Below are 14,517 nucleotides of genomic sequence, written 5' to 3'. Positions count from 1 at the left end.
AAACCAAGCCATCCGCGCGATGCCAGGCCATATCGGCGCGCGCGACCGCGTCACAACGAACGTGACACAGCCTGATCGGCAGCGATAAGGTACAAGCGGTGGCAGGAGGTGCCAATCCCATGTCATTGAATACAGAAGCTCAGAAGCCCCGCCCGGTACGAACGCCGGCCATGCAACCCGGCAAGAGCGATACAACGGCTCACATTCTGCTGGTCGACGACGATACCAGCCTGCTGAAGCTGCTCGGGATGCGTCTGGAAAGCCGCGGGTTCCGCGTGACCACCGCCGAGAGCGGTCGCGAAGCGCTGACGCATATCGAAGAGACCTCGCCGGACCTGGTGCTATCCGATCTTCGAATGGACGAGATGGACGGCCTGGCGCTGTTCCATGAGTTGCAGCGTCGCATGCCGGGGATGCCGGTGATCATCCTCACCGCCCATGGCTCGATCCCGGATGCCGTCAGCGCCACGCGCCAGGGCGTCTTCAGTTTCCTGACCAAGCCGGTCGATCGCGACGAGCTGTTCGAGGCGATCGACGAGGCGCTCAAGCAGACGCCGACCACCCGCGGCGAGGGGGGCGAGGCGTGGCGATCCCAGATCATCACCCGCAGCCCGCAGATGGAGCGTATTCTCGAGCAGGCCTACATGGTCGCCGCCTCCGACGTCAGCGTGCTGCTGACCGGCCCTAGCGGCAGCGGCAAGGAGTTGCTGGCCAACGCGATGCACCAGGCCAGCCCCCGCGCCGACAAGCCGTTCGTGGCGATCAACTGCGGCGCGCTCCCGGAGCAACTGCTGGAGAGCGAACTGTTCGGTCACGCCCGGGGCGCCTTCACCGGCGCGGTCAGCCAGCACGAGGGGCTGTTCCTGGCCGCTGACGGCGGTACGCTGTTCCTCGACGAGATCGGCGACATGCCGCTGCCGTTGCAGGTCAAGCTGCTGCGCGTGCTCCAGGAGCGCCAGGTCCGCCCGCTGGGCAGCACCAAGTCGTTCCCGATCGACGTGCGAATCATCTCCGCGACCCACCGCGATCTCGACCGTGCCATGCACGAAGGCGACTTCCGCGAGGATCTCTACTACCGCCTCAACGTGGTCAATCTCAAGCTGCCCCCGCTGCGGGATCGCGCCGAGGACATCCCGCTGCTGGCCAAGCACATGGTGGCGCAGGTTTCCGCGCGGCATAAGCCGTTCGTCAAGGGCTTCTCGCCCGAGGCGCTCAACCTGCTCGCCTCCAGCGGCTGGCCGGGCAATGTGCGCCAGCTCGTCAATGTGGTCGAGCAGTGCGTGGCGCTGACCAGCACGCCGATGATTCCGGAAGCGCTGGTCTCCCAGGCGCTGGCCGCCGAGGAGAACGCGCTGCCCTCGTTCAGCGAGGCGCGCGCCGGCTTCGAGCGTGGCTACCTGATCAAGGTGCTCAAGATCACCGAGGGCAACGTCACCCAGGCGGCACGCATCGCCGGGCGTAACCGTACCGACTTCTATAAGCTGCTCGCGCGCCACGACCTCGATCCCGGCAGCTTCAAGCCGAGCGCGATGCCGGAGCAGGCTGGCTGATCTCCGCCGGCCGGCACTCCGAACGCGCCAAGGCGTGGCAGCCGGCCCACTGAAACGACACGACCCCCTCGATGGGCGATCACCCGATTCGGCAAGACACTGTCGAATCGGGCTTTTTATTTCGCCGCTCTGCGTTGTAGCTGAAAGCCGCCCGCTCTCGCCTATCCGGCGTCCCCCAGTCAGTCCGGTCACGCTACTCATTTACCCGGCTTGGACTGGTACGCCAGCCCGGTCCGTCTTTGACTCGCGATATCCGCTCGTAGGTCATGCCGTCGCACTGTCCCGATCGTCAATCCTGACGATCTACCGCCGATTTTTGCCTGGCGATCGATCATCGATTTCCCAGACGACGCCGACTCAGGTGCCGGGTGGCGCAGGTACCGGCATCTCCCCGCCATCCTTCCCCGAAGCCGAAACCAACTCGCCGATCCGCTGGCGCAGCCATCGGTGCAGCGGGTGGGTGGTGGTGCGCTCGTGCCAGACCATGGCCATGTCGAAGCCGGGGACGGGTAGCGGCGGGGCCAGCAGCCGGACCCGGCCGACGCGGTCCCCGGCGACCCGGGTGGGGACCAGCGCGATCATGTCGCTGCGCGCAACGATCTCCGGCACCACCAGGAATCCCGGCGCCGACAGGGCCACGCGGCGGGACCGGCCGACGGCGGCCAGGGCGTCGTCCACGGGACCGTGAAAGCCGCCGCCTGCCGGCGAGACGATGACGTGCTCCAGCCGGCAAAAGGTGTCGAGATCGAGCGGTTCCGACAAGGCAGGGTGGTCCGGGCGCACGATGGCGACGTACTCCTCGCGATAGAGCGTGCGCATGCGCAGGTTTTCCGGCGCCGTTCCGGGGGTGGTCAGGGCCAGATCGACTTCTCCACGCGCCATCTGCGCCTCCAGGAGCCCGGTGTCGATCGTCCGCCAGGCGATCCTGAGCCCCGGTGCCTCCCGGCTCAGGGTCAGTGCCAGCGGCATCAGGACCGAGTACTGCACATAGTCGCTGGCGGCGATAGCGACCGTGGCCCGTGCCGTGGCCGGGTCGAACGGGCTGCCGGTGGCGATGACCTGGCGCACGCCCTCGATGGCGGCGTGCAGCAGCGCCTGAAGCTCCAGCGCGCGCTGGGTGGGGATCATGCCGCGCTGGGCGGGCAGCAGCAGCGGGTCGCCCAGCAGCTCGCGCAGCCGGGTCAGGCGGGTGGAGATCGCCGGCTGGCTGAGATGCAGCCGCTTGGCGGCGCGACTGACATTGCGCTCCACCAGCAAGGTGTCGAGGGTCACCAGCAGATTCAGGTCCAGTCGTTCGATATCCATTCTATTGATACCAGGCCATAAAATATCGGATTTCTACAATACCAGATGACGTCTCAAGATCAGGGTCCGAACCCGATCATTTCCAAAACGAGTAACCGGACCATGAGCCATATTCTGATCGTCCACGCCCACCCCGAGCCCCAGTCGCTGACCAGCGCGTTGAAGGACCTGGCGGTGGAGTTCCTGCAGGCGCAGGGGCATGAGGTGCAGGTCTCGGACCTTTACGCCATGGGGTGGAAGGCGAGCGCCGATCGCGAGGATTTCATCGACACCGTCGACCCGGAGCGCCTGAGCTACATCGCCGAGTCGCGCCACGCCTATGCCTCCGACACCCAGACACTCGATATCGCCGCCGAGCAGCAGAAGCTCTTGTGGGCCGACGCGGTGCTGTTCAGCTTCCCGCTGTGGTGGTTCGGCATGCCCGCGATTCTCAAGGGCTGGGTCGATCGGGTGTTCGCTTTCGGGTTTGCCTACGGGGTCGGTGAACACGGTGGGGAACGCTGGGGCGACCGTTACGGCGAAGGCGTGCTGGCCGGTCGTCGGGCGATGTTGATCCTGCCGATCGGCGGGCGCGCGCCCCACTACAGCGATCGCGGCGTCAATGGCAGCCTGGAGGAGATTCTGTGGCCGATCCAGCACGGCACGCTGTTCTACCCCGGGCTGGCGGTCATGCCGCCGTTCCCGGTCTATTCGAGCGACCGCCTGGACGATGCCGGCTGGCAGCAGGTAGCGACGGATCTCGAGCAGCGCTTGGCGGGGTTGTTCAGCGACGCGCCCATCCCTTTCCGGTGCCAGAACGGCGGGCACTACGATACCGATCAGCGGCTCAAACCTGGGTTGGGTCAAGGCGAGGGCGGGACGCGAATCCATCTGGTACAGCCGGGGGATCCCGAAGAGCGGCTCGCTTAGCGGCCGCGAATGGCTCAGCGCTTCAACCGCCGCTTCACCTCCAGCTTCAGGCGGCCCTCGCCGAGGCGGGCGGTGAGCGTCTGGCCCGGCTGGGTCTGGCTGGCGGCACGCACGACCTGGCCGTCGTCGTCCTGCAGGATCGAGTAGCCCCGCCCCAGCACGGCCAGCGGGCTGACCGCGTTGAGCTCCCGTGCGACCCCTTCGAGCCGATGGCGTTCCCGTTGCAACTGACGCTGCTGGGCGCTCTCCAGTCGCTGGCGTAGCTGGTTCACGCGCTCCCGCGATTGGCGCAAGGTACGGCGCGGGTCGTGGGGCGCGAAGCGCCGGGTGGCGGCCTCGAGCCGCTGACGATCCCGCTGCAGGCGCTGCTGCATCGCCAGTTGCAGGCGACGATCCAGCCCCGCCAGACGCTGGCGCTGCTGGGCGAGCCGTTCACCGGGGTGGCGCAGCCGCGCACGCAGGTGATCGAGGCGCTGGGATTCCACATTGAAGCGCCCGCGCCACGCCTGAAGGAGCCTTCTCCGCTGCTGACTCAGCCTTGCCTCGAGATCGCGGCGATCCGGCACCAGCCGTTCGGCGGCGGCGGAGGGGGTCGGCGCCCGCACATCGGCAGCAAATTCGGCCAGGGTCGTGTCGACCTCGTGGCCGATAGCGGCCATCACCGGCAGCGCCGAGTGGTGGATCGCCCGGACCAGATGTTCGTCGTTGAACGCCCACAGGTCTTCCAGGCTGCCACCGCCGCGGGTGATCAGGATCGCATCGAACGGCTCGGTCGCCGAACGCTCGGCATCCTGTCGTGCTGATTCATAACGTGCCTGGCGATTGACCAAGGCCAGCGCGCGGATCAGCGCCGGCGGTGCCTCGCGACCCTGCACCGGCGACGGGAACACGCTGACGCGCACCATCGGCCAGCGCGCCTGCAGCACCGCCAGCACATCGCGAATGGCGGCGCCGGTGGGCGAGGTGATCAGGGCCAGATGGCGGGGCGGGTAGGGCAGCGGTCGCGCGTTGGCGAACATGCCCTCGGCGCTCAACTGGCGCTTGAGCCGTTCGTAAGCCGCCATCAGTTCGCCTTCGCCGCTGGGCTGCACGGCATCGACGATCAACTGGTAGTCGCCACGCGGCTCGAAGATCGAGACGCGGCCGCGAACCTTGATCCGGTCGCCATCCTTCAGCGGCGTGCGCGACAGGCTCGCCCGGTTGCGGAAGAACGCGCACTTGAGCTGGGCCCTGGCGTCTTTCAGGCTGAAGTAGATATGCCCGGACGCGGGCCGCGCCAGCCCCGAAATCTCGCCCTCGACCCAGCAGTCGCCGAAGCCGCGCTCCAGCATCTGGCGGGCCTGGCGGTTGAGATCGCTGACGGAGAGGGGAGCTGGGGCGTTATCGGGCATCCGGGAGCCTGGTCGATGGCGTTGGAGTGATTGGCGGGCAGTGTAGCATCGACGCGCCTTTGGGCGCGCAAGGCTACAGCAGCTCCTTGCCGCCCTCAATCACCAGCAGCAACCCGCCCAGCACGACCACGCCATCCAGGATCAGGGAGTGGGAGCGCAGGGAGAGACGTCGTGCCAGTCGCTTGGCGAGAAACGTGCCCGGGACGGCACAGACGCCGATCAGCAGGGCCATGGCCCAGAGCGCTGGCGTCAGCGCCCCCGCGGCCTGGAACATCGATACCTTGGCGATGCCCAGCATGAAGGAGATCCCGGCATCGGTGGCGATGACGCTGGCACCGGTCAGGCCCGCCGAGAGCAGCAGCGAGATCAGCACCACGCCGGAGCCCGACGTCCCGCCCATCAGTAGCCCGTAGCCACCCGAGCCGATCGCCAACCCCGGCCTGCCCAGATGGCCGTGGCGCCGCACCAGCAGTGGCCGCAACGGCACGATCAGCATCAACAGCAGCCCGAGCCCCACGCTGATCATCGGGCCGGAGAGCCGAGTGTAGCCGTAGGCGCCGAGTAGGCAGAAGGGAAGGGCGAAGGCCACCACCCAAAACGCTCGAGTGCGGTCGAACTGATGGCGAAAGGCGGCGACGCGGCTGGCATTGGTGATCAGCGCCGACAGGCTGACGACCGGAACGACCGCCTCGGGGCCGATCATCGGAATCAGAATCGGCGGCAGCAACAAGCCGGTGCCGTAACCGCTGATACCGCCGATCACCGAGGCCAGGAAGGCAGTCGCCGCCACGCCAAGGTACTGGGTCGTGTCGAGGTTGGAAAAGATCAGTGTGCTATTCAAGGTAGGTACCCCTTGGGCATGAGGTAGCGGCTTGGGCCGCGAGCAGCCTATATCGATACGGAAACTATCCCCGGTCTTGCAGTCGCCGTCACCTTGCTCCCGTGCCCGATGCGCCTGGTGTATCGAGGGGGCTTGCGGAGAGCGCCCTCGGAGCGGGCTGGGCACTCGACGCCGGCAAGACATGGCCATGACCCGGCGAAACATCGGCCGGGGTAATCGATACCGACAAGCCTCACACGGGCCGCTTTCTGCCGCCCTCGCCTTGGCTTCCCGGCGCGATTGCCATTGAGAGGCACCGACCAAACGACTATAATGCGCGATTAACTTTTCGCGGCCCCGATTCGGTCCCACTGCATGCCTCATCGCGGTGCCGCAGGCTGTTACAGGCTCCCCACCACCTGCCAATTGGGTTTCCGACCATGCTACGTATAGCGCAAGAAGCTCTTACGTTCGATGACGTATTACTCGTACCCCGCTACTCGGATGTCCTGCCCAGAGACGTCGAACTCAAGTCCCGCCTGACCCGCAAGCTGACCCTCAATATCCCGCTGCTCTCGTCCGCCATGGATACCGTCACCGAAGCGCGCCTGGCCATCGCGATGGCGCAGGAAGGTGGCATCGGCATCATCCACAAGAGCATGTCGATCACCCAGCAGGCCGCCGAGGTCCGCAAGGTCAAGAAGCACGAGAGCGTCATCGTCAAGGACCCGGTCACCGTCGGTCCCAACGCCAAGCTGCAGGACCTGCTGGAGATGGCCAAGGAGTACGGCTATTCCGGCTTCCCGGTGGTCGAGGGCGAGACCCTGGTCGGTATCGTCACCGGGCGCGACATGCGCTTCCAGCCGGACCACAGCGACAGCGTCGAAGCGATCATGACTCCGCGCGACAAGCTGGTCACCGTGCTCGAAGGCACCGGGCTTGACGTGATCAAGTCCAAGCTGCAGGAAAACCGCATCGAGAAGATCCTGGTCGTCGACAAGGACTTCCACCTGCGCGGCCTGGTCACCGTGCGTGACATCGAGAAAGCCCGCACCTACCCGATGGCCGCCAAGGACGCCGATGGCCGCCTGCTGGTCGGCGCTGCCGTCGGCACCGGCCCGGAAACCCCGGACCGCATCGCCGCGCTGGTCGAAGCCGGCGTCGACGTGCTGGTCGTCGATACCGCCCACGGCCACTCCAAGGGCGTCATCGACCGGGTGCGCTGGGTCAAGGAGCACTACCCGGAACTGCAGGTGATCGGCGGCAACATCGCCACCGGTGACGCCGCCGTCGCTCTGGCCGAAGCCGGCGCCGACGCGGTCAAGGTCGGTATCGGCCCCGGTTCCATCTGCACCACCCGCGTCGTCACCGGCGTCGGCGTGCTGCAGATCACCGCCGTCGCCAACGTCGCCGAAGCGCTCAAGCCGTTCGACATCCCGCTGATCGCCGATGGCGGCGTGCGCTACTCCGGTGATATCGCCAAGGCGATCGTCGCCGGCGCCAGCACCGTGATGCTCGGCAGCATGCTCGCCGGCACCGAGGAAGCGCCGGGCGAAGTCGAGCTGTTCCAGGGCCGCACCTACAAGGCCTATCGCGGCATGGGCTCCATGGGGGCGATGTCCCAGACCCAGGGCTCCTCGGATCGCTACTTCCAGAGCAAGGACGAAGGCGTCGAGAAGCTGGTGCCGGAAGGTATCGAAGGCCGCGTGCCCTACAAGGGCCAGATGAGCGCCATCGTTCACCAGATGATGGGTGGCCTGCGCGCCTCCATGGGCTACACCGGCTGCCACAACATCGACGAGATGCGCACGCTGCCGGAGTTCGTCAAGATCACCGGTGCGGGCATTACCGAGTCGCATGTACACGATGTGCAGATCACCAAAGAAGCGCCGAATTATCGCGGCGCGTGATTGACCCGTTAGTCGGAAGAGGGAAGGGAGAAGTGGGAAGTGCATCTTTCCCCTTCGCTCTTTCCTCTTCATTCTTTTCCGGCCGTGCTTTTGTCTCGGCAATTGAAACCCTTACGGCGGTGGCCCCTTCATGACCGACATCCATTCGCACAAGATCCTGATTCTCGACTTCGGCTCCCAGTACACGCAGCTGATCGCCCGTCGCGTGCGCGAGATCGGCGTGTTCTCCGAGATCCGCGCCTTCGATATCACCGAAGAAGAGATCCGCGAATACAATCCCAACGGCATCATCCTCTCCGGTGGGCCGGAATCGGTCTCCGAACTGGGCTCGCCGCGCGCGCCGGAATGCGTGTTCGAGATGGGCCTGCCGGTGTTCGGTATCTGCTACGGCATGCAGACCATGGCCGAACAGCTCGGCGGCGCCACCGAAGGCTCCAACAAGCGCGAGTTCGGCTACGCCCAGATCAGCGTTTCCGCGGAAGACGACCTGCTCGGCGGGATCAAGGACCATGTCGATCACGATGGTGGCGCGCTGCTTGACGTGTGGATGAGCCACGGCGACAAGGTCGCCCGCGCCCCGGCGGAGTTCACCGTCACCGCTTCCACGCCGAGCTGCCCCATCGCCGCCATGACCTGGCCGGAAAAGCGCTTCTACGGCGTCCAGTTCCACCCGGAAGTGACTCACACCCTGCAGGGCCAGCGCATCCTCGAACGCTTCGTGCTGGATATCTGCCAGGCGGAAAAACTCTGGACCCCGGCGCAGATCATCGAAGACCTCACCGAGCGCGTGCGCGAGCAGGTCGGTGACCGCCACGTGCTGCTCGGCCTCTCCGGTGGTGTCGACTCCTCTGTGGTTGCGGCGCTGCTGCACAAGGCGATCGGCGACCAGCTTACCTGCGTGTTCGTCGACAACGGCCTGCTGCGCAAGAACGAAGGCGACCAGGTCATGGAAACCTTCGCCAGCCATATGGGCGTCAAGGTGATCCGGGTCGACGCCGAAGATGAATTCCTCGGCAACCTGGGTGGCGAGAACGACCCCGAAGCCAAGCGCAAGATTATCGGCAACACCTTCATCGACGTGTTCGACCGCGAAGCCGCCAAGATCGACGGCGTCGACTTCCTCGCCCAGGGCACCATCTACCCGGACGTGATCGAATCCGCCGCCAGCAAGACCGGCAAGGCCCACGTCATCAAGTCGCACCACAACGTTGGCGGCCTGCCCGAGACCATGAAGCTCAAGCTGGTCGAACCGCTGCGCGAACTGTTCAAGGACGAAGTGCGCAAGCTCGGCCTCGAACTCGGCCTGCCCTACGACATGGTCTACCGCCACCCCTTCCCGGGGCCGGGCCTGGGCGTGCGCATCCTCGGCGAAGTGAAGAAGGAGTACGCCGACATCCTGCGCGAAGCCGACGCCATCTTCATTGAAGAGCTGCACAACGCCGACTGGTACCACAAGACCAGCCAGGCATTTGCCGTCTTCCTGCCGGTGAAATCGGTCGGCGTGGTCGGCGACGGCCGCCGCTACGAATGGGTCATCGCCCTGCGCGCCGTCGAGACCATCGACTTCATGACCGCCCGCTGGGCCCACCTGCCGTATGAGCTGCTGGAGAAAGTCTCCAACCGCATCATCAACGAAATCAGCGGTGTATCGCGCGTGACCTACGACGTCAGCAGCAAGCCGCCGGCGACGATCGAGTGGGAGTGATTTTCTAAAGGTTCAAGGCTCACTGTCGTTATGCGTTAAAAAGCCCGCCATCGAGCGGGCTTTTTGCTTGCTTTCTTGCTCAATGAGACGAAGTCTGGTAACAATTATTAAATTGCTTTTTCTAATGGCGTGGCTGCGTCCCGTAAGCATGCAGGGGTGCTGTTAATAAAAGGCGGTGAGCCAGATGCGATTTTTAAAAGGCGGCGGATGTTTTTTTGTGGTTAAGCTGCAGGGGTTTTTGAGTGTTTTGAAAAAAACCGCTTAATATTGGTTTTTTTAGGTTGTATGGGAATAGAGAGTTTTCTGGCGAAGAATTGTTTGGCTCTGTTTATAAAAAATCTTGGAAGCTTGATGCTTTGACTCCCGAGTATCTTGAATCTGAGCATGAGGGATATGTTGAGACTATAGAGGCTGCTCTTGGAAAAAGCCATATACGGAACATAGCATTATCTGGGAACTATGGTGTCGGCAAGAGCAGTATATTAGGGGAGGTCGCGAGGCGCCAGAAGGGGCGTATTGTTGAACTTTCGTTGTCGACGCTCGCGCCGATCGAAGAATCCAAGATTGATGATTCGGTACCTATTCAAGCGACGACACCGACCAACCGCATCCAGCAGGAAATCGTCAAGCAATTACTATACAGGGAAGATCCTAATAGGATGCCGGCCTCTCGTTTTCGATGGATCGAACGCTTTCGTTTGAAACATGAGACGGTAAGTGCGTTGCTGCTAGGGAGCGTTATAGCTGTTATTTTCTTGTTAACAGGATGGACCGTAGAGATCGCCACTGCGTTAACTGCTCAGAGTGATATAGGCGTCTGGACTCATTTTATGGCAGCCGGCGTTGCGGCGATAGTTTTGCTGCTGGCTCGCTGGTTGTATCATGGGCGGCTTCATATCAAACAGCTTTCGGCGGGCTCGGCAACTGTCACTCTTGATGACAATTCCGTATCGTATTTCGATCAATATCTTGATGAAATTGTCTACTTTTTTGAGGTTTCAGGCCGGGATGTCGTGATCTTCGAGGATATTGACAGGTTCGATGATTCTCATATTTTTGAAACACTTCGTGCACTGAATACGTTGCTTAATGCCTCGCCGCAGATCAATAAGCCTGTTCGTTTTATATATGCTATAAAAGACAGTATTTTCGATAATGTGGGTCTAAGGTTAGAGGGGCGAAAGTTTGAGTCGAGTGTGTTCAAAGTCAATGACCCGGCACAATCCGAGAGTATGCGTGCTAATCGTACAAAATTTTTTGATCTGATTATTCCGGTGGTTCCTTTTGTCACGCATCGGAGTGCTCGTAATATAGCAGTTCAGTTGCTTGGCAAGATCGACCACAAGGTAGAGCCAGAGTTGCTAGATTTGTCTGCGCAATATGTGCCAGATATGCGACTCTTGAAGAATGTTTGTAATGAGTTTGTTGTTTTTCGGGATCGAATATTCTCTGGTGACGGGAAGCAGCTCAATCTCAGTGAGACTGAGCTATTCGCGATGATGCTCTACAAGAGCACGCACCTAACAGACTTCGAAACCATCCGGCTCGGCACGAGTAAATTAGATGTACTTTACAAGGTCAGTCGTGCGCTTGTGGCCGAAAACATCAAACGAATCGAGAGCGAGCTGCGCGTGCTTCGTCAGCGAGCTACACTGATCGATAGAGAGACTACACGAAGTGCAATTTTAGGTGAACGCTTGATTGCACACGTGCAGCGAACGGCAGAGGCAGTAGGCTACTCGACGCATAACGCAACGTTCTCTTTCGACCGGGCTAGCCGGTCAACGGAGGACCTTAAAGGAGCAAGCTTCTGGGCAGACTTTGCTAAGGCAAAGGAAGATGAGGCTGTGTTGAAGTGGAACGCTGCTACTAACTACGGTCGGGTCTCTTTGACGTTCAGTCGGAAGAACCTTGCAGCAGCTCTTGACGATACGTTGGACGCCGAGAGATGGGATGAAGCTGATCGTAAAGCGCTGAATGAGCAGATTGATGAGCGAACTGAAAATATCAGATTCCTGCGGAGTGCCGATCTCGGTGATCTCGTAAAGCGACCGGAGTTCCTTGTGGTGTATAAGCAGGAAAAGCAGTCTTTGGAGTCAATCGCAGAGGCGCTCTTGACTTTGGGTTTGGCTTGTCAGCTTGTCCGTGCCGGATACCTCAATCGTAATTTTACACTGTATACGTCCACGTTCCATGGCAATCGTGTGAGTCCGGCTGCGACAAATTTCATCATTCATCACGTTGAAAGAGACTTGATGGATGAATATTTTGAACTTGCTCCGGATGACGTGGATGCCGTTGTTCGTGAACGAGGCAAAAATGGGTTAAAGGAACCAGCGCTATACAATATTGCCATTCTTGACCGTCTTTTAGTGACTGATGTTAATGCGGCCGATATAATGACTCGCTCCTTGGTCGGCCTCGGGCTGAGTCAGAAAAGGTTTCTGCAGGCGTATCTGACTGCAGGGGAGCAGCGCCGGAGATTCTTGGAGCGATTTACGGGAGCTTCCACGCAAGTTCTCATCTATCTTGTGAGCCAAGCTGAGTTAGATGAATCTTCGAGAATAGAATTATTAGACGTTGCCCTTGCGCATCTTCCAGAGTCGAAGCGACGAACCGATGTCGCGGTGTCTGAATACCTGGCGGCGCACTACGCTGAGTTCTCTGTACTTACGTCTGATGCGACTACATCGACCCTGGCAGAACCTATCGGCGCGCTCTTTGCAGATGCAAGTGTCATTCTGCCTAGTTTGGAGGTGCTTGGTCGATATGTTCGGCCGTCATTCGTATCGCGCAACTTGTACAAGATTACGCACGAGAATCTCTCTATTGTCATTGATAATAAAGTAACGGTGGCGCTCGACGTCATTCGTGCAGCCAATAAGACGGTTTACGCTTATGTGCTTAGCCATTTACAAACGTATTTGGATGCCGTCGAGAATGCTTCTGCGACGATCGATGCAAGCGAAAACTTTATTGCTGTAATAGAGGATGTGCTCGAGCAAGCATCATCCTGCCTCGATGATGTTGTTGAACGCGCGTCTCCAGCTTGTGAGCTTGCAGACATCGCTGAGGCGCCTGAAGGGGTATGGCCGGCATTGCTCAAACACAAGCGAGTTCCAGCAACTTTCAACAACGTAAGCCGCTACTTCGTGGCTCTTGAGTCGGTGGATGCTCCACTAGGGAGGCTACTATCCGCTGCCGGAAAAATTTCAGAGACCGGTGTCGCTGATGAGGAGTTAAAGCCTGACTTGGCAATTGCTATTTTGGCGGCGACTATTTATCTTCCATCCGCAGCGCTACGTGCGGGGCTGGTGGCGAGTTTGAAGCTAAATAAACACCTCGATGTCGAGAATGTTAAGGTTGAGAAAGGTGATCTTTTTGCATTACTGCTGAAGCACGACATCATTGCGGACGAAGCAAAGTCCTACGAACATCTGGCAGCGACTGATTGGCCGACACGCAAGGGATTCATCCGCGAATCGAAGGATTTCTTGAGTTATATGACGCCAGAGCTAGTGAAGGGTGATTTGGAATTTCTTCTCAGCAGCAGTGAAATTAGCTCGGCAGTCAAAGTCACGGTTGTCGAACAGTCGGTAGAGTATGCTGAAGTGGCCGGGCCGAAAGGGCTTGAGGAACTAGCTCGATATGCTGCTCAAAATGAGCACGAAATTCCATCAAATATTGTGCAGCGGATGGCGGAGAAAGGCGTTGCATCGCAGTATGTTGTAAAACTACTCAGTTGTCACATAGGGTCGATCAGCAGTGACCAGCTTTTTATAGTCTTGCAGGCATTGAGTGGAGACTATCCAAAGCTCACTGAGGTTGGGCACGATAAACCTCGCATCCCCAATACACCTTTCGACCGTGCGCTGCTTGAGCGCCTCAAACTGGAAGGCATCGTTGGAAAGTATGATGATCAAGAATCACCGATCAAAGTGAATAAGAAATACAAGTGAGAAGGTCCTGAACAGACTCTGCTGCTGACGTTTTTAATTGCGAGAGACGGCGTACTAGGCATCGCCGATGCCGTGTCCGAGCACAGCACGCCGGACTGTATTTGCGGCGCGTTCGATGGGCGCACCTTTCGTGATGTGGGTGACCCCGGCTGGCAAGCGTGGGATGGCGCCGACCGCGCCTGGAACTGGCGCGGGTCGTCCGAGGCGTTGCTGCCGACCCAGCCTATTGAGATCGAGCGCTATGTCGGCCCGCTGCTCCTCAGTCACGGCACTTCGGATCGTGTCTGGTCGGTAGCGATGACCCGTCGGCTCGAAGCTCGCTTGCAGGCCCACGGCCGGTCCCCGGAGGTTCACTACTACGAAGGCGAAGACCATATACCGCGCAGTGAGGCGGAAAACACCCATCACACCCAATTGCTCGGCTTCTTCGCGCGCCATCTGGCGGGGTGAGTCTTGCCCCGATGCATGGGCCGAGCGGACCACGCACGGATCACTGGTGAGCGGGCGCCGCTGATGATCAGGTGTTAGGCGTATCAATGAAAACGGCCAGGCATATCGATGCCTGGCCGTTTTGCATTACGAGCTATGCCGGGCGAGATCAGCGAACGACGCTGACCGGGCCGTGGTCGTCGCAGTGGTCGCCATGCGGGTGGTGCAGGTGGCCATTGACCAGATAGTCGACATGGTCGCCGTGCGGCACGGCTTCATGGCCGCAGCCCGGGCCGTGCACGTGGTCGGCCGCGTGGTCGCCGCACTGATGGTTCGGGGTGCAGGCGTCCGGGTTCTGATCGGAGACTTCGATCACGTGCTCGTTGACGTGATCACCGTGCGGATGATGCAGGTGACCATCGTGGAGATAGTCCACATGGCCGTTGTGCTCGATCTGGGTGTGACCGCAGTTCGGGCCGTGCTCGTGGGGGTGATTGTCGTGCGTGTTGCAGCTCATCGTCGACTCCTGTTTCTGCGTA

10 protein-coding genes are annotated in these 14,517 nt (G+C 60.8%); 6 read left to right on the top strand and 4 right to left on the bottom strand.

Features of this window, described 5'->3' with window-relative positions; genetic code table 11:
- Positions 1 to 170 precede the first annotated feature (170 nt).
- Positions 171 to 1,550, top strand: a complete 1,380-nt coding sequence (glrR, locus tag DOM54_RS01420) for a two-component system response regulator GlrR (RefSeq protein WP_110714654.1) — start codon at positions 171 to 173, stop codon at positions 1,548 to 1,550.
- A gap of 357 nt (positions 1,551 to 1,907) precedes the next feature.
- Here glrR and DOM54_RS01415 read toward each other — a convergent pair whose 3' ends face one another.
- Entirely contained in the window at positions 1,908 to 2,855 is a 948-nt protein-coding gene (locus tag DOM54_RS01415; protein WP_110714653.1) for a LysR family transcriptional regulator, read from the bottom strand.
- Positions 2,856 to 2,957: 102 nt separating this feature from the next.
- On the opposite strand from DOM54_RS01415, the gene DOM54_RS01410 reads away from it, so the two are divergent.
- A complete protein-coding gene (locus DOM54_RS01410) occupies positions 2,958 to 3,764 on the top strand; it encodes an NAD(P)H-dependent oxidoreductase (protein WP_110714652.1) in 807 nt (268 codons plus the stop codon).
- A 14-nt stretch (positions 3,765 to 3,778) separates the two neighbouring features.
- On the opposite strand, the gene xseA is transcribed toward DOM54_RS01410, so the two are convergent.
- Together xseA and DOM54_RS01400 are read right to left on the bottom strand one after the other, a co-directional pair.
- Positions 3,779 to 5,155: an exodeoxyribonuclease VII large subunit gene (gene xseA, locus DOM54_RS01405; RefSeq protein ID WP_110714651.1), complete on the bottom strand. Its 1,377-nt coding sequence runs from the start codon at positions 5,153 to 5,155 to the stop codon at positions 3,779 to 3,781.
- Between the two features lie 73 nt (positions 5,156 to 5,228).
- Positions 5,229 to 5,996 (bottom strand): sulfite exporter TauE/SafE family protein, encoded by a 768-nt coding sequence (locus DOM54_RS01400; RefSeq protein ID WP_206018979.1) that lies wholly within the window; start codon positions 5,994 to 5,996, stop codon positions 5,229 to 5,231.
- Between the two features lie 419 nt (positions 5,997 to 6,415).
- Between DOM54_RS01400 and guaB the strand changes: the two genes are divergently transcribed.
- The 4 genes from guaB (at position 6,416) to DOM54_RS01380 (ending at position 13,999) form a co-directional block, all read left to right on the top strand.
- Positions 6,416 to 7,885 (top strand): IMP dehydrogenase, encoded by a 1,470-nt coding sequence (gene guaB / locus DOM54_RS01395; RefSeq protein WP_110714650.1) that lies wholly within the window; start codon positions 6,416 to 6,418, stop codon positions 7,883 to 7,885.
- A gap of 130 nt (positions 7,886 to 8,015) precedes the next feature.
- Positions 8,016 to 9,590, top strand: a complete 1,575-nt coding sequence (gene guaA, locus DOM54_RS01390) for a glutamine-hydrolyzing GMP synthase (protein ID WP_110708139.1) — start codon at positions 8,016 to 8,018, stop codon at positions 9,588 to 9,590.
- 281 nt (positions 9,591 to 9,871) lie between these two features.
- Positions 9,872 to 13,549 carry a YobI family P-loop NTPase gene (locus DOM54_RS01385; protein ID WP_206018978.1) on the top strand — a complete coding sequence of 1,226 codons (3,678 nt, stop codon included), beginning with the start codon at positions 9,872 to 9,874 and terminating at the stop codon, positions 13,547 to 13,549.
- 72 nt (positions 13,550 to 13,621) lie between these two features.
- Entirely contained in the window at positions 13,622 to 13,999 is a 378-nt protein-coding gene (locus tag DOM54_RS01380; protein WP_240613723.1) for an alpha/beta hydrolase family protein, read from the top strand.
- Positions 14,000 to 14,147: 148 nt separating this feature from the next.
- On the opposite strand, the gene DOM54_RS20175 is transcribed toward DOM54_RS01380, so the two are convergent.
- On the bottom strand, positions 14,148 to 14,495 hold the full coding sequence (locus tag DOM54_RS20175; RefSeq protein WP_167406496.1) for a hypothetical protein: 348 nt from the start codon (positions 14,493 to 14,495) through the stop codon (positions 14,148 to 14,150).
- Positions 14,496 to 14,517: the final 22 nt, after the last annotated feature.

This window comes from Salinicola acroporae, from assembly GCF_003206615.1.
Classification (GTDB): Bacteria; Pseudomonadota; Gammaproteobacteria; order Pseudomonadales; family Halomonadaceae; genus Salinicola; species Salinicola acroporae.
This window is presented reverse-complemented; position numbering and strand designations above follow the sequence as displayed.

Bases quoted from the DNA above. Each gene is read 5' to 3' on its own strand.
- DOM54_RS01410 (WP_110714652.1), top strand. From the start codon at position 2,958: ATGAGCCATATTCTGATCGTCCACGCCCACCCCGAGCCCCAGTCGCTG.
- DOM54_RS01415 (WP_110714653.1), bottom strand. From the start codon at position 2,855: ATGGATATCGAACGACTGGACCTGAATCTGCTGGTGACCCTCGACACC.
- xseA (WP_110714651.1), bottom strand. From the start codon at position 5,155: ATGCCCGATAACGCCCCAGCTCCCCTCTCCGTCAGCGATCTCAACCGC.
- guaA (WP_110708139.1), top strand. From the start codon at position 8,016: ATGACCGACATCCATTCGCACAAGATCCTGATTCTCGACTTCGGCTCC.
- glrR (WP_110714654.1), top strand. From the start codon at position 171: ATGCAACCCGGCAAGAGCGATACAACGGCTCACATTCTGCTGGTCGAC.
- guaB (WP_110714650.1), top strand. From the start codon at position 6,416: ATGCTACGTATAGCGCAAGAAGCTCTTACGTTCGATGACGTATTACTC.
- DOM54_RS20175 (WP_167406496.1), bottom strand. From the start codon at position 14,495: ATGAGCTGCAACACGCACGACAATCACCCCCACGAGCACGGCCCGAAC.